The following is a 23,650-nucleotide window of genomic DNA, read 5'->3' on the forward strand; positions in this document are numbered from 1 at the left end:
CCGGCCGACTTCGGATGTCGGACCCCGAAAGTAGACTCGACGCATGGCATCAGACTCCTTCGTCCACCTCCACGTGCACAGCGAGTACTCGATGCTGGACGGGGCCGCGCGCATCGGTCCGCTCGTGCAGGAGGCGGTCAACCAGGGCATGCCGGCCGTCGCAGTCACCGACCACGGCAACACGTTCGCGGCCTTCGAGTTCTACAAGGCGGCGCAGGCCGTCGGCGTCAAGCCGATCATCGGGATCGAGGCCTACGTCACCCCGGGTACGCACCGCAGCGACAAGTCGCGTGTGCAGTGGGGCTCGCCGGAGCAGCGCGGCGACGACGTGTCCGGATCCGGTGCGTACACGCACATGACGCTGCTCTCGGAGACCACCGAGGGCATGCACAACCTCTTCCGGCTGTCGTCGACCTCGAGCCTCGAGGGCTATTACTTCAAGCCCCGCATGGACCGCGAGATCCTGCAGAAGTACTCCAAGGGCCTGATCGCCACGACGGGGTGCCCCTCCGGCGAGATCCAGACCCGCCTGCGTCTCGGCCAGTACGACGCGGCGCGCGCGGCCGCCGCCGAGTTCCAGGACATCTTCGGCAAGGAGAACTACTTCGCCGAGATCATGGACCACGGCCTCGAGATCGAGCGCCGCGTCACCGGCGATCTGCTGAAGATCGCGAAGGACCTCGGGATCCCGCTCGTCGGCACCAACGACCTGCACTACACGCACCAGCACGACTCGACGAGCCACGCGGCCCTGCTCTGCGTGCAGTCCGGATCGACGCTCGACGATCCGAACCGGTTCAAGTTCGACGGCGACGGCTACTACGTGAAGTCCGCCGCGGAGATGCGGCAGATCTTCCGGGACAACCCCGAGGCGTGCGACAACACGCTGCTCATCGCGGAGCGCTGCGACGTCTCGTTCAACACGAGCGCGAACTTCATGCCGCGCTTCCCGGTCCCGCAGGGCGAGACCGAGGAGAGCTGGTTCATCAAGGAGGTCGAGAAGGGCCTGCACATCCGCTACCCGGGTGGGATTCCGGACGCGGTGCGCAAGCAGGCCGACTACGAGGTCGAGGTCATCAGCTCGATGGGCTTCCCGGGCTACTTCCTCGTCGTCGCCGACTTCATCAACTGGGCGAAGGACAACGGCGTGCGCGTCGGCCCCGGCCGCGGTTCCGGCGCCGGATCCATGGCTGCCTACGCGATGAAGATCACCGACCTCGATCCGCTCGAGCACGGCCTCATCTTCGAGCGCTTCCTCAACCCCGACCGCGTCTCGATGCCCGACTTCGACGTCGACTTCGACGACCGTCGTCGCGGCGAGGTCATCCAGTACGTCACCGAGAAGTACGGTGACGAGCGCGTCGCGCAGATCGTCACCTACGGCACCATCAAGGCCAAGCAGGCGCTCAAGGACGCGGGGCGCGTGCTCGGCTTCCCGTTCAGCATGGGGGAGAAGCTCACCAAGGCGATGCCCCCCGCGGTGATGGGCAAGGACATGCCGCTCGACGGCATGTTCGACCCGCAGCACCCGCGGTACAAGGAGGCCAGCGAGTTCCGCGTCGTGATCGAGTCGGATCCCGAGGCGAAGACCGTGTTCGACACGGCCCTGGGCCTGGAGAACCTGAAGCGCCAGTGGGGCGTGCACGCGGCCGGCGTGATCATGTCGTCGCACCCGCTGATCGACATCATCCCGATCATGAAGCGCGAGCAGGACGGCCAGATCGTCACGCAGTTCGACTACCCGTCCTGCGAGTCGCTCGGCCTCATCAAGATGGACTTCCTGGGGCTGCGCAACCTCACGATCATCTCCGACGCGCTCGCGAACATCCGGATGAACCGGGGCGAGGAGCTCGTCCTCGAGGACCTCGCGCTGGACGACCGCCCCTCGTACGATCTGCTCACCCGCGGCGACTCGCTCGGCGTGTTCCAGCTCGACGGCGGGCCGATGCGCGCGCTCATGCGCCTGATGAAGCCGGACAACTTCGGCGACATCTCGGCCCTCATCGCGCTGTACCGCCCGGGTCCGATGGGCGCCAACTCGCACACGAACTACGCCCTCCGCAAGAACGGGCTGCAGGAGATCACGCCGATCCACCCCGAGTTCGCGGATTCGCTCAAGGACATCCTGGAGGAGAGCTACGGCCTCATCATCTACCAGGAGCAGGTGATGGCGATCGCGCAGCGGGTGGCGGGCTTCTCCCTCGGCCAGGCCGACATCCTCCGCCGCGCGATGGGCAAGAAGAAGAAGTCCGAGCTGGACAAGCAGTTCGAGGGCTTCCAGGCCGGCATGCACGCGAACGGCTACTCCGACGGTGCGGTCAACGCCCTGTGGGAGATCCTGCTGCCGTTCTCCGACTACGCCTTCAACAAAGCGCACTCCGCCGCGTATGGTGTGATCTCGTACTGGACCGCGTTCCTGAAGGCGCATTATCCCGCCGAGTACATGGCCGCGCTGCTCACCAGCGTCGGCGACTCCAAGGACAAGATGGCGCTGTACCTGAACGAGTGCCGCCGCATGGGCATCAAGGTGCTTCCGCCGGACGTCCGAGAGTCGATCAACTACTTCGCGGCCGTCGGCGAGGACATCCGCTTCGGCCTCGGCGCGGTGCGCAACGTCGGATCCAACGTCGTCGACGGGATCGTGCAGGGCCGGCAGGAGGAGAACTTCACCTCCTTCCACGACTTCCTGAAGAAGGTGCCGCTGCACGTCGCGAACAAGCGCACCGTGGAGTCCCTGATCAAGGCCGGGGCCTTCGACTCGATGGGGGACACCCGGCGCGCGCTCGTGGAGATCCACGAGGACGCGGTGGAGGCCTCCGTCGACCAGAAGCGCAACGAGGCCCAGGGCGCCATCGGCTTCGACTTCGACAGCCTCTACGACGAGGTCGAGGAGGTCGCGCCGCCCAAGGTCCCGATCCGCCCCGAGTGGACGAAGAAGGACAAGCTCGCGTTCGAGCGCGAGATGCTCGGCCTGTACGTCTCCGACCATCCGCTGGCCGGTCTCGAGGTGCCGCTGGCCAAGCACGCGTCGATCGCGATCAACAACCTGCTCGAGTCCGAGGACCTGCAGGACGGCGACCAGGTCACCGTCGCCGGCCTGGTCACGAGCGTGCAGCACCGCGTCGCCAAGGCGAGCGGGAACCCGTACGGCATGATCACCGTCGAGGACTTCCACGGCGAGATCACGATCATGTTCATGGGCAAGACCTACCTCGAGTTCCAGAGCATGCTGCAGCAGGACGCGATCCTCGCGGTGCGGGGTCGCGTCTCCCGCCGCGACGACGGCATGAACCTGCACGCGCAGTCCGCGTTCACCCCGGACGTCGGCGCGTTCGACGCCGCGGGACCGCTGTCGCTGATCGTGCCGGAGCAGCGCGCCACGGAGCGTGTGATCGAGGATCTCGCCGACGTGCTGCGGCGCCATGCGGGGGAGACCGAGGTCATGCTGAAGATGCACCGCGGCGGTCGCGCCAAGGTGTTCGAGGTGCCCATGCCGGTCTCCGTGACGGCGGATCTGTTCGGCGATCTGAAGTCGCTGCTCGGCCCGCAGTGCCTCGGCTGAGCGGTTGTGCGCGCGGGGCGACGGCCCGTCCGCGCCTCGGATCCGACGCTCAGGACCTCTCCACCACGGGCAGGTAGTATCGGGTCCCGTTCGACGGCCTGTCCCCAGACGGCCGCACGACGAAAGGATTCACCGATGACCCGCGACGTGCCCCTCGCCGACGCCGAGCAGGGCTCGGAGCCTCAGGAGCGAGGCCCCGAGCAGACCCCCGACGACGCCGCGGAGGCGCACTTCCCCACCGTGTCACCGCAGCAGGGCCACTTCGGCTTCACCGTCCGCGAGCTGATCATCATCGGCGCCTGGGTGGTGGCCTTCGTGCTGTCGTTCGTCCCCGGCCCTGGCAGCATCCTGGACCTCTCGTCCACCGTGTGGACGATGAACGGCGCCTGGGTGCTCACGATCGGCGTTCCCACCGCGGCGGCCTTCCTCATCGCGCTGCGCCGGCTCTCTCCGGAGGGGATCCGCCGGGTCGGATCGCTCGGCATCGACCAGTTCGCCTCCGTCGCGTTCTCGGTCGCCGCGGTGAGCTGGGCCGTGCTGCTCTGGCAGCAGGTCGTGCTCGTCGCCGCGACCCGCCGATCCGTCGTCGTCACCTGGGCGGGCTGGATCGAGCTCGTCGTGATGCTCGGGCTCGTCGCGGTCACCGTGTTCGCCGGCCTCATCCCCGGACTCCGCGAGGACTTCGAGGGTCGCCTCGAGACACTCGCGCACCGCAACGCCGACCCCGTCCGCCCCGTCTTCATGCGGCCGCGTCCGGTCCGCGCCCGCGGCAGCATCTCCGACCCGAACCCCTCGGAGGACGACGTCGAGCCGGGGCTGGACCACGACGGCGAACTCGGCGCGAACGGACACGTCGCCGCCGGAACCGCTGGCACACCGGCGCTCGGCGCCGACGGCTACATCCCCGAGCAGCACCGCGAGTCGTTCCTGATCTCCGAGGGCTCCGCCGCCGGTGCCGCACCGGTCGCGCTCGCCCCGGCGCCGCCCGCGCAGATGGCCGACGCCCCCACCGAGGCGATCCTCGACACGGTCCTGCCGGAAGGCGGCCGGGCCGAGACGACGGTGAGCGAGCCCGAGACGACGGTGAGCGAGCCCGAGACGACGATGCTCGAAACCGCGGTGTCCACGGTGGACGAGGAGTCCCCGGCGGCCGAGGAGTCCCCGGCGGCCGAGCCCGCCCACTCCGACACCATGACCGACGTCCTCGGCGAGCTGCTCGAGCCGTCGTCCCCGGAGGACACCGCCACGCATGCCGTCGACGTCGTGCCGACGCGTCGCGGGGCTGCGGAGGACGCGCGCACCGAGGCGCACCCTGTCGTCTCCGGCGCGGAGCAGTCCCAGCCGTTCTGGGCGCTCGCGCCCGACGTCCGCCCGGTTCATGACGCCCGGGGAGACGAGATTTTCCAGATCGGCCCCGATGCGTGGATCCTGGTACTCGAGGACCGCGGCGGCGCGTTCGTGGTGCGCCACGACGACGGCCGCGTCGGATACCTCCACGACACCGAGAACATGACCCGAGGCTGAGGACGCATGCAGACGATCGACCTGAGGGGCCGTTCCCTCTCCACCGCCGAGATGCTGGCCGCCGTCCCGCGTGCCACTGCGGCCCGCGCGGAGGCCCTCGCGACGGCCACCGCGATCGTGGATGACGTCCGCGTGCGCGGCGAGGAGGCCCTGCGCGAGCAGGCGGAGCGGTTCGACCGGGTCAGCGGTCACGCGATCCGGGTGCCCCGGGAGCAGATCGACGAGGCCGTCGCCGCGCTCGATCCCGTGGTCCGCGAGGCGATCGAGGAGGCCATCGTGCGCGTGCGCCGCGCATCCGAGGCGCAGGTGCCCGCGGCGGCGACCACCGTCCTCGGCCCCGGCGCCCGGATCCGCCAGCGCTGGCAGCCGGTGACCCGCGCCGGCGTCTACATCCCGGGCGGCAAGGCCGTCTACCCGTCCAGCGTGATCATGAACGTGGTGCCGGCTCAGGTCGCCGGCGTCGGCAGCATCGCGCTCGCCTCCCCGCCGCAGGAGCACGAGGGCGGGCGCGTCCATCCGACGATCCTCGCCGCTGCCGCCCTTCTCGGCGTCGACGAGGTGTACGCGATCGGCGGCGCAGGGGCGATCGGCGCCCTCGCCTACGGCGTCGACGGCATCGGCCTCGATCCGGTCGACGTCATCTCCGGCCCCGGCAACAACTACGTCGCCTCCGCGAAGCGCGCGGTCGCGGGCGTGGTCGGCACCGACTCGGAGGCCGGCGCGACCGAGATCCTCATCGTCGCCGACGCCGGCGCGGACGCCGACCTCGTCGCCGCGGATCTGATCAGCCAGGCCGAGCACGACGAGCAGGCGTCCGCCGTGCTGGTGACCGACTCTGTCGAACTCGCCGACGCCGTGGTCGCCCGGATCGTCGAGCGCGCCACGGCCACGCGGCACGCCGAACGGGTGAACGCCGCCCTGACCGGCCCGCAGTCCGCGATCGTCCTCGTCGACGACCGCGCCGCCGCGGTCGCGTTCAGCAACGCCTACGCCCCCGAGCACCTCGAGCTGCACCTGAACGACGCGGCCAAGGCGGCCGCCGACTTCACGAGCGCCGGCGCGGTGTTCGTGGGGGAGAACAGCCCGGTCAGCCTCGGCGACTACCTCGCCGGCAGCAACCACGTGCTGCCCACCGGAGGCCAGGCCCGGTACGCCCCCGGCCTCGGCGCCTACACGTTCCTGCGTCCGCAGCAGGTCATCGAGTACGACCGCGGCGCCCTCGCCGAGGTGCGCCGCAGCATCGTCGCGCTGGCCGAGTCCGAGGCGCTTCCCGCGCACGGCGAGGCCATCGAGGCGCGCTTCGTCACCGCGTCGGAGCCCGCACCCACGACCGGGGCGTAGGCTTCACGGATGCACTGCCCGTTCTGCCGCCACCCGGACTCCCGCGTGATCGATTCGCGCACGAGCGACGACGGGCTGTCCATCCGTCGGCGCCGCCAGTGCCCGGAGTGCGGCGGGCGCTTTTCGACCACCGAGACCGCGAGCCTGAACGTGATCAAGAGAAGCGGCGTGATGGAGCCGTTCAGCCGGGAGAAGGTGATCGCCGGCGTCCGCAAGGCGTGCCAGGGGCGCCCGGTGACCGAGGCCGACCTCGCGATCCTCGCCCAGCGGGTGGAGGAGGCCGTGCGGCAGACCGGCGTCTCGCAGCTGGACACGAACGAGATCGGGCTCGCCATCCTCGGGCCGCTCCGCGATCTCGACGAGGTGGCCTACCTGCGGTTCGCGAGCGTCTACCAGGCGTTCGACTCCCTGGAGGACTTCGAGGCGTCGATCGCTGAGCTGCGCGCGGACCACGTCGGTGCGGCGTCGGTATCCTCCGGGTCGGGATCCGAGCCCGCCGACCGGTAGCCTGGCAGGGATGTATGCCCTGCTCTTCCGCCTCGTCCTCGCCCGCTTCGACCCCGAGTTCGCGCACCACGCCGGGATGGTCGTCGTGCGGATCCTCGGCGTGCCGCCGTTCTCCTGGATCGCGCGAGCGCTGACGCGTCCCGATCCGGCCGAGAAGGTCGAGGCGCTCGGGCTGACGTTCCCGACGCCCTTCGGCATCGCCGCGGGCTTCGACAAGAACGCCGTCGGCGTCCGCGGACTCGCCGCGCTCGGCTTCGGCCACGTCGAGGTGGGCACGATCACCGCGATCCCGCAGCCGGGCAACCCCAAGCCCCGTCTGTTCCGGCTGGTCCCCGACCGCGCCGTCGTGAACCGGATGGGCTTCAACAACGCCGGTGCCGAGGCCGCCGAGCAGCGCCTCTGGAAGCTGCGCCGGCGCCGTCCCGACGCCGTGATCGGCGTGAACATCGGCAAGAGCCGCGTGGTGGCCGTGGAGGACGCGACCGCCGACTACGTCGCCTCCGCCGTCCGGCTCGCCCCGCTCGCCGACTATCTGGCGATCAACGTCTCCTCGCCCAACACCCCCGGCCTACGCGGGCTGCAGGCGGTCGAGACCCTCGCACCGCTGCTGCGCGCGGTGAAGGAGGCCGCCGGCGACACGCCGCTGCTCGTGAAGATCGCCCCCGACCTGCCGGACGACGAGGTCGCCGCGATCGCACGCCTCGCCGTCGCCGAGGGGCTGTCCGGCCTCATCGCGACGAACACGACGGTTTCCCGCGAGGGCCTGGCCACGGATCCGGCGAAGGTCGTGGCGGCCGGTGACGGCGGGCTCTCCGGTGCCCCGCTCAAGGAGCGCTCCCTCGCCGTCCTGCGCATCGTCCGCGAGGCCGTGCCCGCCGACTTCTGCGTCATCTCCGTCGGCGGCGTGGAGACCGGCGCCGAGGTGCGCGAGCGGCTCGAGGCCGGTGCGACCCTCGTGCAGGGCTACACCGCGTTCCTGTACCGCGGCCCGCTCTGGGCTCGGCAGATCCGCGCGGGACTGCGTCGCCGCTGACCGACGGGCGAAGGCGACCCCCGCACGAAGAAGATCCCGGGCGCATCGCGCACCGGGATCTTCTCGTTCGTCAGCGGATCCGGATCAGATCGGGTACTGCCCGCGCTTGACCTGCGGCTTCGGCAGTCGCATGAACCGCATCTGCAGCGACCGCATGCCGGCGTACCAGGCGAGGCCGCGCTCGCGGTGCTCCCGGCCGAACTTGTCGGCGATCTTCCGGTTCACCCGGACGCCCAGCCACACCATGTCGAGCACTGCGAGCGCGATGTAGGCCCAGAGGCCGACGAACGCCCAATAGGCGACCGCGGTGCTCGGGATGAGGGACACGACGATCACGACGACCATGAGCGCCATGACCCACTCGCTGAGGTGCCAGCCGGCGTCGACGTAGTCGCGCACCCAGCGGCGCTGCGGACCCTTGTCGCGGGCCGGAAGGTACTTCTCCTCGCCGTTGGCCATGCCGATGCGCTGGCGGTCCTGGCGCTGGCGGAGCTCGGCCCGGGCCTGCGCCTTGGCCTCCTTCGTGTCGGGGACGAGAGGGCGGCGGCGGGCGGCCTCCTGCTCGGCACGCGTCGGCGTGCGGCGTCCCTTGCCGGACGCCGTCTCGGAGGACTCGTCGTTGGTCGAGGGGGAGGGGGTCGTGGGCACGAAGGCTCCTGTGGTCGTGAGAGGAGGAAACGGGGTGTTCTCTAAGATTACTCGCATGACTTCTCCCTCCTCCTCGGTCACCGCAGCCGGTGACGTCGAAGCAGCCGTCGCGGAAGCCGTGTCGACCGGGATCCCCGCCGCGCTGTCCGACCTCGGCGCGCTCGTGCGGGTCCCCGGGATCGCCTGGCCCGCGTTCGACCAGACCCAGCTCGAGCGCAGCGCCGCGGCCGTCGCCGAGCTCGCCGAGGGCACAGGGGTGTTCGACAGCGTGCGCGTGCTGCGCGCCGCGATCCCGGGCACGTCCGAGACGGGCCAGCCGGCGGTGCTCGCGACGCGTGCGGCCCGCAACGGCCGGCCGACGATCCTGCTCTACGCGCACCACGACGTGCAGCCTCCCGGGGCCGACGAGCTGTGGGAGACCCCGCCGTTCGAGCCCACCGTCCGCGACGGCCGCCTCTACGGCCGCGGCGCCGCCGACGACAAGGCGGGGGTCATGGCGCACATCGCCTCGATCCGCGCCGTCGCGGAGACGCTCGGCGACGACCTCGACCTCGGCATCGCGATGTTCATCGAGGGGGAGGAGGAGTACGGCTCCCGCTCCTTCGCACAGTTCCTCAAGGACAACGAGGACGCGCTGCGCGCCGACGCGATCGTCGTCGCGGACTCCGGCAACTGGGACGCCGAGACGCCCGGCCTCACCGTCTCCCTGCGCGGTGCCGTGCGCTTCACGCTGAAGATCCGCACGCTCGATCACGCCTCGCACTCCGGCATGTTCGGCGGCGCGGTGCCCGACTCGATGCTCGCCACGATCCGTCTGCTCGACTCGCTCTGGGACGAGAACGGATCCGTCGCGGTCGCCGGCATGGCGGTCCGCGAGGCGGAGACGCCGGAGTACTCGGAGGCGACCCTGCGTGACGAGGCCGGACTGCTGCCGGGCGTCTCGCCGATCGGCGACGGCACGATCCTCAGCCGCGTCTGGAACAAGCCCACCGTGACCGTGATCGGCATCGACGCGACGTCGGTCGCCGCCGCGTCGAACACGCTGTCGCCGGAGACCACCGTGGTCCTCAGCTGCCGTGTCGCGCCCGGGCAGAGCGCGGAGGACGCGTACGCGGCTCTGGAGGCGCACCTGCGCGCGCACGCGCCGTTCGGCGCCGAGCTGACCTTCTCCGACCTGGACCTGGGCAACCCGTTCCTCGTCGACACGAGCGGCTGGGCGGTCGGGCTCACCCGCGGTGCCATGACGGACGGCTACGGCAAGGCGCCGGTCGACCTGGGCGTCGGCGGTTCCATCCCGTTCATCGCCGACCTCGTGGAGACCTTCCCTGGTGCGCAGATCCTGGTCACCGGGGTCGAGGATCCGCACTCCCGCGCGCACAGCCCGAACGAGTCGCTGCACCTGGACACGTTCCGGCACGCGGTCGCCACCGAGGCGCTGCTGCTGACCCGGATGAACGAGATCTCGCTCTAGTCGAGTCCCGCGACGAGATCGTTCGTAACGAGTTCGTGCTGGGACCCCCGCCGCGCGTCGCCCGTCCGACGCGCGGCGGTAGACTCGAAGCACGGAATCCGTGCCCGTCCACGGCCGATCCAAGGAGCGATATGAGCGACATCACACTCACCCCCGAGACCAGCACCGCGCACGGTGTGAAGCTCACCGACGCCGCCGCGGCGAAGGTGAAGAGCCTGCTGGAGCAGGAGGGCCGCGACGACCTGCGTCTGCGCGTCGCCGTGCAGCCCGGCGGCTGCTCGGGCCTGATCTACCAGCTGTACTTCGACGAGCGCTACCTCGACGGCGACCAGACGGTCGACTTCGACGGGGTCGAGGTCATCGTCGACAACATGAGCGTGCCCTATCTGGACGGCGCTTCGATCGACTTCAAGGACACGATCTCGGAGCAGGGGTTCACGATCGACAACCCCAATGCGCAGGGCTCCTGCGCCTGCGGCGACAGCTTCCACTGAGCCTCGGAAACACCCTCTCCAACCACTGCGCCATCCACGCCGAACCTGCGTGGATGGCGTGAATCGGGTGTGAGGTTGCCCTAGACTGGGTTTGCCCATGTCCGCGATCTGAAAGGTGCATCGTGCCCTCGAAACGCCGCCTTCGTTGGGCCGCTCTCCCCCTGGGAGTCGCGGCAGCCGTGGCCCTCGCAGGATGCTCTCCCACAGAGCTCCACGGATTCCTTCCGGGCTTCGTTGCAGACGGCACACCGGCCACGAACCAGACCGACCGCGTCGCGGCGCTCTGGGTCAACTCGTGGATCGTCCTGCTGATCGTCGGCCTCATCACGTGGGGTCTGATGGGCTGGGCGGCGATCGCCTACCGCCGGCGCAAGGGGCAGACCGGCCTGCCGGTGCAGCTGCGCTACAACATGCCGATCGAGATCCTCTACACGCTCGTGCCGCTCATCCTGATCTTCGGGATGTTCGCCTTCACGGCGCGCGACCAGACGATCATCGAGACCCAGTACGGCCCGGACAACAAGCCGGACGTGTCGATCACGGCCATCGGCAAGCAGTGGGCCTGGGACTTCCAGTACGACGGCACCCAGAAGGACAACTCCGACGCGGTGTGGACCATGGGCGTCCAGGCTCAGCCGGACAAGGCGGGCAACGTCGACCAGAACGCCCTGCCGACGCTGTACCTGCCGGTGAACAAGAAGGTGCACGTCACGCTGCAGTCGCGCGACGTGATCCACTCCTTCTGGATCATCGACTTCCTGTACAAGAAGGACATGTTCATCGGCAAGGACAACTCGTGGTCCTTCACGCCGACCCGCGAGGGCACCTACCAGGGCAAGTGCGCGGAGCTCTGCGGCGAGTACCACTCGATGATGCTCTTCAACGTCAAGGTCGTCAGCGACTCGGAGTACCAGGCGTACCTCACGAAGCTGCACGACGAGGGCAACACCGGTGACATCACCAATGCCTACGATCGCCTCAACAACTACCCGGGCACCGGGAAGAGCACCACCGATGAGGGAGCGAAGTAACCATCATGACGAGCACTCTTCCCGGCACTTCTGAGGCCGGCGCGCGTCCCACCACGATCCCGCCTCGGCAGGCCGCCCTGCTCAGCTCGACCCGCGTCGAGCAGAAGGGCAACATCGTCGTCAAGTGGATCACCTCCACCGACCACAAGACCATCGGGTACATGTACCTGATCGCCTCGGTGCTGTTCTTCCTCCTCGGCGGCGTGATGGCCCTCATCATCCGCGCCGAGCTGTTCTCGCCGGGCATGCAGATCGTGCCGACGAAGGAGCAGTACAACCAGCTGTTCACGATGCACGGCACGATCATGCTGCTGATGTTCGCGACGCCCCTCTTCGCCGGCTTCGCGAACGCGGTCCTCCCGCTGCAGATCGGCGCCCCCGACGTCGCGTTCCCGCGTCTGAACGCCTTCGCGTTCTGGATGTTCCTGTTCGGCTCGACCATCGCGGTCGCCGGCTTCCTCACCCCGCAGGGCGCGGCCTCGTTCGGCTGGTTCGCGTATCAGCCGCTGGCCAGCGCCTCGTTCACGCCCGGCGCCGGAGGAAACCTCTGGATGCTGGGCCTCGGCATCTCGGGCTTCGGAACGATCCTCGGTGCGGTGAACTTCATCACCACGATCATCACGATGCGCGCCCCCGGCATGACGATGTGGCGCATGCCGATCTTCTCGTGGAACACGCTGATCACCAGCCTCCTCGTGCTGATGGCCTTCCCGGTCCTCGCCGCGGCCCTGCTGGCGGCCGCCGCGGACCGCGTCCTCGGCGCGCACATCTACGACCCGGCCAACGGCGGCGTGCTGCTCTGGGAGCACCTGTTCTGGTTCTTCGGCCACCCCGAGGTGTACATCATCGCGCTGCCGTTCTTCGGCATCGTCTCCGAGATCTTCCCGGTGTTCAGCCGCAAGCCGATCTTCGGATACAAGACCCTCGTCTACGCGACCATCTCGATCGCCGCGCTGTCCGTCGCGGTGTGGGCGCACCACATGTACGTCACCGGCTCCGTGCTGCTGCCGTTCTTCGCCCTCATGACGATGCTCATCGCGGTCCCGACCGGTGTGAAGATCTTCAACTGGATCGGCACGCTGTGGCGAGGATCCGTGACCTTCGAGACCCCGATGGTGTTCGCCCTCGGCTTCCTGGTGTCGTTCGTCTTCGGCGGTCTGACCGGTGTCATCCTGGCGTCGCCGCCGCTGGACTTCTTCCTCTCCGACTCGTACTTCGTCGTCGCGCACTTCCACTACGTGGTGTTCGGCACGGTCGTGTTCGCGATGTTCGCCGGCTTCTACTTCTGGTGGCCGAAATGGACCGGCCGGATGCTCAACGAGCGCCTCGGTTACATCCACTTCTGGATGCTGTTCATCGGCTTCCACATGACCTTCCTCATCCAGCACTGGCTGGGCGTCGATGGCATGCCGCGTCGTTACGCCGACTACTCGGCCTACGACAACTGGACGTGGGAGAACCAGGTCTCGACGATCGGTGCGATCATCCTGGGCGCCTCGATGCTGCCGTTCTTCCTGAACGTCTGGCTCACCGCCCGCAAGGCGCCGAAGGTCACCGTGAACGACCCGTGGGGCTACGGCGCGTCGCTCGAGTGGGCTACCTCGTGCCCGCCGCCGCGGCACAACTTCACGTCGATCCCGCGTATCCGCAGCGAGCGTCCGGCGTTCGACCTCAACCACCCGGAGGCCGCGGAGCACCCCGTCGCGGCTGAGGCCGGCGGAAAGGGCCACTGACCCATGCGCGACAATATCGTTCTCTGGTGGATCCTGACCGGGTTCTTCGGCCTCATGGGCATCGTCTACACCGGGTGGAACATCCTCGCCCACCCGGACCGCCCGATCGTCACCGCGATCGAGTGGGTCGGCACGGTGGCGCTGTTCTTCACGTGCTTCATGGGCGCGATGATCGCGTTCTATCTGCACAAGACCCACCAGGCGCAGAACGGCGAGCTGCCCGAGGACATCCTCACCAGCGACATCGACGACGGCGACCCTGAGCTCGGCGAGTTCAGCCCGTGGTCGTGGTGGCCGATTGTTCTGGCCGGCTCCGCCGCCGTCGGCGCGATCGCCCTCGCCGTCGGGGAGTTCCTCTTCCCGGTCGCGCTCGGCATCTTCGTCGTCGCGATCGTCGGCTGGGTCTACGAGTACTACCGCGGACACTTCGCCCGCTGATTCTTCGCGTGAGAGACCCCTGGAGCTGATGCTCCGGGGGTCTCTTGTCGTCACCCGGCAGAGGTCGGCGGGGGTGTGCCCGGCGTCGTCGTGGCCGGTCGTGCCGGTGCCGGGCGGCGGAAGTATGCGAGCCTTCCGTTGAAGACCAAGGCGACGTCGTCGTGGATGTCCAGCCCGGCCAGCGCCAACGCGGCCGGAGACGGAGCCGTGCCCGACTTCACCGGTCCCTGCTCGTTGCAGAGCGCCATGTTCTGCGACGCGGCGTAGCGGACGTTTTTCCAGACGCTGTCGAGCACGACCTGCGTGTCGTGCGGTCGGCAGGGCGTGAGGACGTCGCGGGCGAGTTCTCGGCGGGAACCGTCGCGCACATCGAGGAGCGTCCGTCGCCCGTTCGCCGTCACGATCACGTGCTCTTCGGAGTCCGACCACGGCGCCTTCGGCTGCTCCTGGTATGCGTAGTTGCGCGGTTCGTCGCCGAGTCGGACGGTCCACACCACTTCACCCGACGCGGCGTCCACGCCGATGACATCGAGATCCACATCCTTGTAGACGAGCTGTGGCGGGGCACCCTCCTCTTCGAAATGGCGTTGGAGCGATCCGGACCGGTAACGGCACAGCACCATGATCCCTTCGGCGCGAGGCGCGACACCCCGGCCACTGAAGGTACAGCTCCTTGTGCTCTTCTGGGACCACAGGGTCCGCCCGGTCTTGCGATCGAGAGCGACCGTGGTCCCGGCAGTGAGGTCGCGGACATCGCTTGCGGGGTATGAGGTGACTTTCGGCGCGGCCTGCCCGCCCCAGCCGATGACCGGAAGCTTCTCATCCTCGTCATGCCATGCCCAGCCGCCCGTGTAGTCCGTGCCCTGGCCGAAGATGTCCTCGTAGCTCCGCCACCACGCATACTCACCGTTGGTGCCGTACCGGACCGTGGTCACCTCGTCGTGGCTGAGCGAGACGTGGCTTGCGACGAGGAAGCCGTTGGTGCTGAACCCTGCGTCGGGATCCGTGTCGGGCACGATCCCGCCGTCGGCGAGGACGAGCTCGCGGTCTGTGTGCTCGTCCCCCTCGCGGAAGCCCTCGAGACAGAACGTGGACGAGTCCTTGCACGCTTCCGGACGACGTGTCCAGATCGGGGCGTCTTGCAGTTGGGGGAGCAGGTCCTTGCCGGAGCGCGCATCCGCGACGACAAGACGCATCCACGCGTTGACAGGATCGCCCACCGCACGCGGAGCCAGGTACGCGACCTGCCAGGAACCGTCCTTCTCGATCACGGCGACGAACTGGTCCACGCCGGGGGCGGTGCGGGCCGGCAGTGCGTGAGATCGCCAGAGCTCCTTGCCGTTCGCGCGATTCCATGCCACGATCGCCTCTGAGTCCGGCGACACATGCACGTAAGCCAGCACACTGTCATCGGCGATCACCGGCTGACTCATCAGGGTGGCGTTGACTGTCCACTCGGGCGTGAGACGTGTGTTCCAATCATCTTCGGGTGCGGGGGAGCAACCGGTGAGTACCAGTGCCGTGACGATAATGGCGGCGGCTGCGACGGGGAACGGCAAGCGCAAGACGATCTCCTCTCGAGTGGGACATCTCGAGGCTAGGATGGGTGCGCTGTACTCCGTTCGGGGCTGTGGATAATTCCGGGGCGTTGCGCTGAAGGGCGCAGGGACGTGATGGTCTCGCGCGGCGCACTGCCCGCGTTCATGCTTTCCGCAGGCGCGCCCTCAGGCCCGGGTGCGGATGCGGGGGACGCCGACGAGGGGGTCGATCGGGCGGCGGTGCACGCCGTCCGCGTTCTCGACCGGATAGCCCTCCCGAGACCAGTACTCGAATCCGCCGATCATGATGCGGACCTCGTAGCCGAGCTTCGCGAACTCCAGGGCGCCCTTGTCCGCGGCGTTGCACCCGGGGCTCCAGCAGTAGACGACGACAGGCGTGTCCGGGGAGATCTCCTGAGGGGCGCGGGCGGCGATCTCGCTGTAGTGCATGTGGATCGCGTCGGAGACGCGCCCCTGCGCCCAGGCCTCGTCGGAGCGGACGTCGACCACTGCGATCCGCTGGCCGGCCTTCCGCGCGGCGTGCACGTCGCTCCCGTCCGTCTCGTAGGCGAGCTTGGCGGCGAAGTGCTCCTGGGCTGAGGTCATGACGAAAGGCTACTCCGACCGGGGCGGCGAGACGACGAAGGCCCCGTCGTGTGACGGGGCCTTCGTGAGGTGGGGGAGCGGGGTTACTCGCCGCCCCCGGCGTTCCTCGGCAGCGACTCGGGGTCGAGGGCCGAGCTCGGCGTGTTCGGCGTCTCGCCGACGTGCGAGGTGTCGACCGGGGCGATCTCTTCCTCGGTGACGCCGGCACGCAGGTGCGAGGCGACCATCTCGTCGTGCGCGGCCTCGTCCGTGTCGTGCAGCACGTGATGCTGGTGGGCGTCGGACGCCACGAGCTCGGCCTGGGTCAGCGGGGAGAGACGGTCCTCGAAGAACCAGCGGGACAGCGAGGAGCGCAGGTTCTGCGTCCACGGGATGCGACCCTTGGCGTTCGGGCGGACCACGAGCGGCTCGTAGGTCTCCATGTCGATGAGCTTCCAGCGGTCGTACGCGTTGACCGGCTTGTGCACCTCGATGTACTCGCCGCCGGGGAGGCGCACGATGCGGCCGGACTCGTAGCCGTGCAGGACGATCTCGCGGTCCTTCTTCTGCAGCGCGATGCAGATCCGCTTGGTCATGAAGTAGCCGACCACCGGGCCGATGAACAGCAGCGCCTGGAGCGTGTGGATCACGCCCTCCATCGTCAGCGAGAAATGCGTCGCGATGAGGTCGGACGAAGCCGCCGCCCACAGGACCGCATAGAAGATCACGCCGGCCACGCCGATCGCGGTGCGGGTCGCAGAGGTGCGCGGCCGCTGAGCGATGTGGTGCTCGCGCTTGTCGCCGGTGATCCACGCCTCGATGAAGGGGTAGATCGCGACGAGCACGATGAACAGTCCGAGCACGACGACGGGGGTGATGATCCCGAACGACCAGGTGTGGTCGAGGAACACCACGTCGAGGTCCGACGGGGCCAGACGCAGCGCACCGTCCGCGAATCCGATGTACCAGTCCGGCTGGGTTCCGGCGGAGACCGGGGACGGGTCGTACGGGCCGTAGTTCCAGATCGGGTTGATCTGGAACAGCGAGGCCATGAGCACGATCGCGCCGAACGTGATGAACAGGAAGCCACCCATCTTGGACATGTAGATCGGCATCATCGGGTAGCCGACGACGTTGTCCTCGGCGCGCGCCGGGCCCGCGAACTGCGTGTGCTTGTTGATGACCATCAGCATCAGGTGCAGCAGGACGAGTCCGATCACCAGCAGCGGCAGGATCAGGATGTGCAGCGTGTACAGACGGCCGACGATCTGGTCGCCCGGGAACTCGCCGCCGAACAGCATGAACGAGGTCCAGGTGCCGATCAGGGGGAGACCCTTGATCATGCCGTCGATGATGCGCAGGCCGTTGCCCGAGAGCAGGTCGTCGGGGAGCGAGTAGCCGGTGAAGCCCTCGGCCATGGCGAGGATGAACAGCACGAAGCCGATCACCCAGTTCAGCTCACGCGGCTTGCGGAACGCGCCGGTGAAGAACACGCGGAGCATGTGCACGCCGATGCCGGCCACGAACGTCAGCGCCGCCCAGTGGTGGATCTGACGGACCAGCAGGCCACCGCGGAGGTCGAACGAGATCCGCAGGGTCGACTCCAGGGCCGCGGACATCTCGACGCCGCGCATCGGGGGGTAGGCGCCGGAGTAGTGCGTGGGCACCATCGAGGCCTGGAAGAAGAACGTCAGGAACGTGCCGGACAGCAGCACGACGACGAAGCTCCACAGCGCGATCTCGCCGAGCATGAACGACCAGTGGTCGGGGAAGATCTTCCGGCCCAGTTCCTTGACGAAGCCGGACAGGCTGGTGCGCTCGTCGATGTAGTTCGCCGTGGCGCCGAGGAAGCGGCCGCCGAGCGGCTTCTCCGAGGTCTTCGGCTCGGTAACAGTTGCGGTGCTCAATGACGCTCCCAGAAGCTCGGGCCGACGGGTTCGTGGAAATCGCTCTGCGCGATGAGGTAGCCCTCGTCGTCGACCGCGATGGGCAGCTGCGGCAGCGGACGCGCGGCGGGGCCGAAGATGACCTTCGCGGCCTCGGTCACGTCGAACTGCGACTGGTGGCACGGGCAGAGCAGGTGGTGGGTCTGCTGCTCGTACAGCGCGACGGGGCAGCCGACGTGGGTGCAGACCTTGGAGTAGGCGACGATGCCGTTGTACGACCAGGCCTTGCGCTCCGCGGACTCCTTGAGCTGCTCGGGGAGCAGACGGATCAGCAGGACGATCGCCTTCGCCTTCTCCTCGAGGTAGCCGTCCTCGTGTCCGAGCTTCGACAGCGGCTCCGGGATGACGTGCACGGCCGAGCCGAGGACGACGTCGGCGGCACGGATCGGGGTGCCGTCGGGGTCGCGGGTCAGGCGCATGCCCTTGTCCCACATCGTGTGCTTGAGCAGCTGCACCGGGTCGCCCGCGATCGGGTTCGCCGCAGTGCTGTGCGGAGCCAGGCCGCGGAACAGGGCGAGGCCGGGGACGACCGATGCGATGACCGCGGCGATCAGCGAGTTCCGGATCATCTTGCGACGGCCGAACCCGGACTCCTCGTTCGCGGCGGCGAAGGCCTGGATGGACGCCTCGCGCACCGAGTCACGGCCACGGGTGGGGTGGCGGTACTCGATGTGCTCCTTGTCCGACATGATCGCCTTCGACCAGTGGATCGCGCCGACGCCGAGAGCGAGCAGGGCGAGGGCGATGCCGAGGCCGATGAAGAGGTTGTTGTAGCGCACGTCGACGAGCGAGCCGCTCTCGATCGGGAACAGCATGTAGGCGGCGACCGCCCAGATGCTGCCCGCGAGCGAGAGGTAGAAGAGCGTGTAGACCGTGCGGGCGGCGGTCTCCATCGCCTTCGGGTCCTCGTCCGTGATGCGTTCGCGGTGCGGCGGCAGTCCCGGGTTCTGCGCGGGGTCGCTGACGTCGACGCTCAGCCCGGCCGGTGCCTGATAGGACCGGTCAAGAGCGTGCGGGTCGTCGTGTGCCATGGTTCTCCTCGTACGTTCTTCGATATGCCGGCGTCAGTTGGACTTCGCCGTGATCCACACGGTGATGGCGACGAGTGCGCCGATGCCGAAGATCCAGATGAACAGACCCTCCGAGACGGGGCCGAGGGATCCGAGATCCATGCCGCCGACCTGGGTCGCCTTCTGCTGGAACAGCAGTGCCGAGATGATGTCGCGCTTGTCCTGGGGGGACAGGTTCATGTCGCCGAACACGGGCATGTTCTGCGGACCGGTGACCATCGCCGCGTACATGTGCAGCGCGCTGGTCTTGGTCAGCGGCGGCGCGAACTTGCCCTCGGTGAGGGCGCCGCCCGCGGCCGCCACGTTGTGGCACATCGCGCAGTTGATCCGGAACAGTTCGGCTCCGTGGGCGACATCGCCCTTTCCGTCGATGATCTTCTCGTCCGGATACGTCGGGCCGGGGGCCACCGACTGGACCCAGGCGGCGACGTTCTTGATGTCGGACTCGGTGAACTGCGGCTTCTTCTGCTGGGCCTGCGGGCCCTGCATCTGCAGCGGCATGCGTCCGGTCGACAGCTGGAACTCGACCGCCAGCTCGCCGACGCCGTAGAGGCTCGGGCCGGTGGACGTGCCCTGCAGGTTCATGCCGTGGCAGGTGGCGCAGTTCGCCTGGAAGAGCTTCTGCCCCTCCTCGGTGGAGACCGCGGTGGTCGCCGTGGCCGGGGCGGTCGAGGCCATCGCGGCGCTCGCGCCGGCGTAGATCCCACCGGTGATCATCAGGCCCGCGCCGATCAGGGCTGCGGCGGCCAGGGGGCTGCGACGGCCGGTGCGGCGCTTCTTCTCTCGTGCCATGTCGGGAATCCGCTCCGCTTCTTACTTCAGGAAATAGATGACGAGGAACAGGGCGATCCAGACGACGTCGACGAAGTGCCAGTAGTAGGACACCACGATCGCGGTGGTCGCCTCCTTGTGCGTGAAGTTCTTCACGGCGAAGGCGCGACCGAGCGTCAGCAGGAAGGCCACCAGGCCGCCGGTGACGTGCAGCGCGTGGAAGCCGGTCGTGAGGTAGAACGCGGAGGCGTACGAGTCGGCCGAGATCGGCATGCCCTCCGCGACCAGCTGCGAGTACTCCCACACCTGGCCGGACACGAAGACCGCGCCCATCGCGAACGTGAGCCAGAACCAGGGGACCATGCCCCAGCGCTTGCGGCCCTTGTCGCTCACCGAGGTGTACGGCTGCATGCGCTCCGCCGCGAAGACGCCCATCTGGCAGGTGACCGAGGACAGCACCAGGACGATCGTGTTCACGAACGCGTAGGGCACGTTCAGCTCGCTCGTCCGATGAGCCCAGAGCTCCGGAGAGGTGCTGCGCAGGGTGAAGTAGATCGCGAAGAGTCCCGCGAAGAACATCACCTCACTGCCGAGCCAGACAATGGTTCCCACAGCCACCGGGTTGGGGCGCTTGATCGTTCTCGCCGCCGCCGGGGCATACGTCGCTGAGGTCGTCACCCGTCCATTATGGCCGATCCGAGCGGACGATTGTCGCACCCGTGACGGCGGTTCAGCCCGTGCGCGACTCGACGGCGGCTCGGAACTGGCCGGGAATCCGCTGGGTACCGCGGAAGCCGGCCGTCACACGAGACGATCACGACTCGATCACATCGCTAGGATCGCTGGCATGGCGGAAGTTCTCACCTGGCCCGACGTCCTCTCCACCCTCCTCGCGGGGCGCGACCTGAGCGTGTACGAGTCGACGTGGGCGATGCGCCAGGTCATGCGGGGTCAGGCGACCCAGGCGCAGCTCGCCGGCTTCCTCATCGGCCTGCGCGCCAAGGGCGAGACGATCGACGAGATCGTGGGCTTCCGCGACGCGATCCTCGAGGCCGCGGTTCCGCTGCCGGTCTCCTCCGACGTGCTCGACATCGTCGGCACGGGCGGCGACAGGGTCGGCACCGTCAACGTCTCCACGACCGCCGCGATCATCATCGGCGCGACCGGGATCCCCGTCGTGAAGCACGGCAACAGGGCCGCGAGCTCCGCGTCCGGATCCTCCGACGTGCTCAGCGCGCTCGGTCTGCAGCTCACGCTCGATCCGGAGTCCGTCGCCGAGATCCTGCACCGCACGGGCATCACCTTCGCCTGGGCGGGCGCGTTCCATCCCGGGTTCAAGAACGCCGGCGCCGTCCGCGCCGAGCTCGGCGTGCCGACGGTCTTCAACATGCTCGGCCCGCTGTGCAACCCCGCCCGCGCCGAGGCGAACGCCGTGGGCGTCGCACAGCTCGACCGGGTACCGCTGATCACCGGCGTCTTCCGCACCCGTGGCGCCACGGCCCTGGTGTTCCGCGGCGACGACGGGCTCGACGAACTGACCACGACCGGGCACAGCCGGATCTGGGAGGTCACCCGCGGCGACATCCACGAGCACGACCTGGACCCGCGCGACCTCGGCATCCCGGTCGCCGAGCTCGCCGACCTCATCGGCGGGTCCCCGGAGCACAACGCCGAGGTGCTGCGCCGCACCCTCGCCGGCGAGGAGGGCGCGGTGCGCGACATCGTGCTGCTCAACGCCGCCGCGGGCATCGTCGCCTACGAGCTGTCGCACGACGCCTCGCAGGCGCAGATCCCGATCGTGGAGCGGCTGCGCGAGGGCCTGCGCCGGGCCGGGGACGCCGTCGACGACGGCCGCGCCGCCGCGAAGCTCGAGCAGTGGGTGTCGGCGTCGCAGGAGCTCGCGGCGGGCTGACGGATGGATCCGCAGGACGCGCTGCTCGAGATCGCCCGGCTCCTCGAGCGGGAACGCGCCTCGCGGTACCGGGCCAAGGCGTTCCGCTCGGCGGCGGCGATCTACGAGGGTCTGCCCACGGACGCGCGCACGGATCTCAACCGGATCCGGGAGACGAAGGGGATCGGCGACTCGACCTTCGAGGTGATCCGGCAGGCGCTCGCGGGCCAGACCCCGACGTATCTCGTGGAGCTGCGCGGCGAGGTCGAGCCGGAGATCGTCTCCGCCCTGCGCGGCCGGCTGCGCGGCGACCTGCACGCGCACACGGAGTGGTCGGACGGCACCACGCCGATCCCGGCCATGGCGGACGCGGCCCGGGCGCTCGGGCACGAGTACCTCGCGATCACGGACCACTCGCCGCGGCTGCGCGTCGCGCGGGGGCTCACCGCGGAGCGGCTGCGCACGCAGCTGCCGCAGGTGCGGGCGGAGAGCCGTGACGGGCTCACGATGCTCACCGGCATCGAGGTGGACATCCTCGACGACGGCCGCCTCGACCAGGAGGACGGTCTGCTCGGCGAACTCGACGTGGTCGTCGCCTCGGTGCACTCGAAGCTGAGCATGGATCCCGGACCGATGACGCGGCGGATCGTCACGGCCGTGTCGAACCCTCGGGTGAGCGTGCTCGGGCACGTGACCGGACAGCTCGTGCAGGGGGACCGCGGGACGCGCCCGCCGTCGCGCTTCGACGCACGCGCCGTGTTCGAGGCCTGCGCGGAGCACGGGGTCGCCGTCGAGATCAACTCGCGTCCGGAGCGGCACGATCCTCCGGACGAACTGCTCGCACTGGCCCTCGAGATCGGCTGCCTGTTCTCGATCGACTCCGATGCGCACGCGCCGGGGCAGTTGTCGCTGCTGGATCACGGCGCCCAGCGCGCCGAGCGCGCGGGCGTTCCGGCGGAGCGGATCGTGACGACGTGGGGTCTGGACCGGCTGCTGCGCTGGGCGGGCTGAGCGGCTCAGGCCGTCTGCCGGAGCGCCTCGAGCGCGCGGGCCATCGACGTGCCGAGGTTCCAGCGCTCGGCGACCGAGACGGCCGCCGCGGTCTCGTCCGCGTCGAGCGGGCGCAGCGCCTCGGCCGGGACCGCGATCGGCAGTGCCGTCGCCACGCGCACCACGGTCGGCGCGACGTCGAGGTAGTCCGCCGCGGCGAGCACCTTCTTCGCGACGCCCGCGGACATGCCGTCGGCGGTCTCCGCGGCGCTGCGGATCGCGTCGAGGTCTCCGTGCGCGGCGAGCAGGGTGGCGGCGGTCTTCTCGCCGACGCCGGTGACGCCGGGCAGGCCGTCCGAGGCATCGCCGCGCATCGTCGCGAAGTCCGCGTACTGGCCGGGCAGGACGCCGTACTTCTTCACCACGACCTCGTCGGTGACGTCCTCGAGGTTGCTCATGCCGCGCGCCGTGTAGATCACGCGCACGCCACGGGCGTCGTCGACGAGCTGGAACAGGTCGCGATCCCCGGTGATGATGTCGACGGGCATCTCCGCGATCGTCGCGAGCGTTCCGATCACATCGTCGGCCTCGTGCTCGGCGACCCCGATGATCGGGATCCGCAGGGCGCCGAGCGCCTCGCGGATGACCGGGATCTGCGCCTCGAGAGGATCCGGCACCTCCTCGACGTCCGTGCCGCCGGGCACGACCTCGACGACGCGGTGCGCCTTGTAGCTCGGGATGAGGTCGACCCGCCACTGCGGGCGCCAGTCGTCGTCCCAGCAGGCGACGAGGTGCGTCGGCCGATAGGCCGTGACGAGCTTGGCGATCATGTCGAGCAGCCCGCGGGCCGCGTTGACCGAGGTGCCGTCGGGCGCCTTGACCGCGTCCGGCACCCCGTAGAAGGCCCGGAAGTAGAGGCTGGCGGTGTCCAGGAGCATGAGCTTCGGCGCGGCGTCGGTCATGCGGACAGTCTGCCAGGCCGGCTTCCGGATCCTGGTGCGTCGTCGCACCCCGGGGAGTGCGGACGGACGGGCGTCCGGCGGCTTTTCCCGGCCCGATCTGTCTGATAGCCTGAAG

General features: G+C 69.0%; 20 protein-coding genes. 12 read left to right on the top strand and 8 right to left on the bottom strand.

The window, feature by feature from the left end; translation table 11 throughout:
- The first annotated feature begins 43 nt into the window (after positions 1–43).
- From dnaE to RBR11_RS03535, 5 genes are all read left to right on the top strand, one after another.
- A complete protein-coding gene (dnaE, locus tag RBR11_RS03515) occupies positions 44–3,562 on the top strand; it encodes a DNA polymerase III subunit alpha (protein WP_308487920.1) in 3,519 nt (1,172 codons plus the stop codon).
- Between the two features lie 135 nt (positions 3,563–3,697).
- Positions 3,698–5,086 carry a hypothetical protein gene (locus tag RBR11_RS03520; protein ID WP_308487921.1) on the top strand — a complete coding sequence of 463 codons (1,389 nt, stop codon included), beginning with the start codon at positions 3,698–3,700 and terminating at the stop codon, positions 5,084–5,086.
- A gap of 6 nt (positions 5,087–5,092) precedes the next feature.
- Complete coding sequence (hisD, locus tag RBR11_RS03525; protein WP_308487922.1) at positions 5,093–6,427, top strand: histidinol dehydrogenase; 1,335 nt, start codon at positions 5,093–5,095, stop codon at positions 6,425–6,427.
- A 9-nt stretch (positions 6,428–6,436) separates the two neighbouring features.
- Positions 6,437–6,934, top strand: coding sequence for a transcriptional regulator NrdR (gene nrdR, locus RBR11_RS03530; protein WP_308487923.1), 498 nt, complete (start codon positions 6,437–6,439; stop codon positions 6,932–6,934).
- Between the two features lie 10 nt (positions 6,935–6,944).
- Positions 6,945–7,967 carry a quinone-dependent dihydroorotate dehydrogenase gene (locus RBR11_RS03535; protein ID WP_308487924.1) on the top strand — a complete coding sequence of 341 codons (1,023 nt, stop codon included), beginning with the start codon at positions 6,945–6,947 and terminating at the stop codon, positions 7,965–7,967.
- Positions 7,968–8,051: 84 nt separating this feature from the next.
- Here the strand turns inward: RBR11_RS03535 and RBR11_RS03540 are convergent, their stop codons facing one another.
- Complete coding sequence (locus RBR11_RS03540) at positions 8,052–8,615, bottom strand: DUF3043 domain-containing protein (protein WP_308487925.1); 564 nt, start codon at positions 8,613–8,615, stop codon at positions 8,052–8,054.
- 55 nt (positions 8,616–8,670) lie between these two features.
- On the opposite strand from RBR11_RS03540, the gene RBR11_RS03545 reads away from it, so the two are divergent.
- From RBR11_RS03545 to RBR11_RS03565, 5 genes are all read left to right on the top strand, one after another.
- Positions 8,671–10,086, top strand: coding sequence for a dipeptidase (locus RBR11_RS03545; protein ID WP_308487926.1), 1,416 nt, complete (start codon positions 8,671–8,673; stop codon positions 10,084–10,086).
- Between the two features lie 131 nt (positions 10,087–10,217).
- Positions 10,218–10,580 carry an iron-sulfur cluster insertion protein ErpA gene (gene erpA, locus RBR11_RS03550; protein WP_308487927.1) on the top strand — a complete coding sequence of 121 codons (363 nt, stop codon included), beginning with the start codon at positions 10,218–10,220 and terminating at the stop codon, positions 10,578–10,580.
- Positions 10,581–10,702: 122 nt separating this feature from the next.
- Positions 10,703–11,611 (top strand): aa3-type cytochrome oxidase subunit II, encoded by a 909-nt coding sequence (gene ctaC, locus RBR11_RS03555; RefSeq protein WP_308487928.1) that lies wholly within the window; start codon positions 10,703–10,705, stop codon positions 11,609–11,611.
- A 5-nt stretch (positions 11,612–11,616) separates the two neighbouring features.
- Positions 11,617–13,344, top strand: coding sequence for an aa3-type cytochrome oxidase subunit I (ctaD, locus tag RBR11_RS03560; protein ID WP_308487929.1), 1,728 nt, complete (start codon positions 11,617–11,619; stop codon positions 13,342–13,344).
- Between the two features lie 3 nt (positions 13,345–13,347).
- Positions 13,348–13,782: a cytochrome c oxidase subunit 4 gene (locus tag RBR11_RS03565; protein ID WP_308487930.1), complete on the top strand. Its 435-nt coding sequence runs from the start codon at positions 13,348–13,350 to the stop codon at positions 13,780–13,782.
- Between the two features lie 50 nt (positions 13,783–13,832).
- On the opposite strand, the gene RBR11_RS03570 is transcribed toward RBR11_RS03565, so the two are convergent.
- The 6 genes from RBR11_RS03570 to ctaE form a co-directional block, all read right to left on the bottom strand.
- On the bottom strand, positions 13,833–15,341 hold the full coding sequence (locus RBR11_RS03570) for an outer membrane protein assembly factor BamB family protein (RefSeq protein ID WP_308487931.1): 1,509 nt from the start codon (positions 15,339–15,341) through the stop codon (positions 13,833–13,835).
- 165 nt (positions 15,342–15,506) lie between these two features.
- Positions 15,507–15,926 (bottom strand): rhodanese-like domain-containing protein, encoded by a 420-nt coding sequence (locus tag RBR11_RS03575; protein WP_308487932.1) that lies wholly within the window; start codon positions 15,924–15,926, stop codon positions 15,507–15,509.
- Positions 15,927–16,009: 83 nt separating this feature from the next.
- Positions 16,010–17,812 (bottom strand): cytochrome bc1 complex cytochrome b subunit, encoded by a 1,803-nt coding sequence (gene qcrB, locus RBR11_RS03580; RefSeq protein ID WP_308487933.1) that lies wholly within the window; start codon positions 17,810–17,812, stop codon positions 16,010–16,012.
- Positions 17,809–18,882, bottom strand: coding sequence for a cytochrome bc1 complex Rieske iron-sulfur subunit (gene qcrA / locus RBR11_RS03585; protein WP_308487934.1), 1,074 nt, complete (start codon positions 18,880–18,882; stop codon positions 17,809–17,811). Before qcrA ends, qcrB begins: the two co-directional genes overlap by 4 nt.
- Before the next feature lie 33 nt (positions 18,883–18,915).
- On the bottom strand, positions 18,916–19,713 hold the full coding sequence (gene qcrC, locus RBR11_RS03590; RefSeq protein WP_308487935.1) for a cytochrome bc1 complex diheme cytochrome c subunit: 798 nt from the start codon (positions 19,711–19,713) through the stop codon (positions 18,916–18,918).
- 21 nt (positions 19,714–19,734) lie between these two features.
- The gene (gene ctaE, locus RBR11_RS03595; protein ID WP_308487936.1) at positions 19,735–20,370 is read right to left on the bottom strand and encodes an aa3-type cytochrome oxidase subunit III; all 636 of its coding nucleotides are present in this window, start codon (positions 20,368–20,370) and stop codon (positions 19,735–19,737) included.
- Between the two features lie 169 nt (positions 20,371–20,539).
- On the opposite strand from ctaE, the gene trpD reads away from it, so the two are divergent.
- A complete protein-coding gene (gene trpD / locus RBR11_RS03600; RefSeq protein WP_308487937.1) occupies positions 20,540–21,604 on the top strand; it encodes an anthranilate phosphoribosyltransferase in 1,065 nt (354 codons plus the stop codon).
- A 3-nt stretch (positions 21,605–21,607) separates the two neighbouring features.
- Positions 21,608–22,594, top strand: a complete 987-nt coding sequence (locus RBR11_RS03605; protein ID WP_308487938.1) for a PHP domain-containing protein — start codon at positions 21,608–21,610, stop codon at positions 22,592–22,594.
- A gap of 5 nt (positions 22,595–22,599) precedes the next feature.
- Here RBR11_RS03605 and RBR11_RS03610 read toward each other — a convergent pair whose 3' ends face one another.
- A complete protein-coding gene (locus tag RBR11_RS03610; RefSeq protein ID WP_308487939.1) occupies positions 22,600–23,535 on the bottom strand; it encodes a 5'-3' exonuclease in 936 nt (311 codons plus the stop codon).
- Between the last annotated feature and the right edge of the window lie 115 nt (positions 23,536–23,650).

It is taken from the genome of Microbacterium capsulatum, from assembly GCF_030865425.1.
In the GTDB taxonomy this organism is placed as follows: Bacteria; Actinomycetota; Actinomycetes; order Actinomycetales; family Microbacteriaceae; genus Microbacterium; species Microbacterium capsulatum.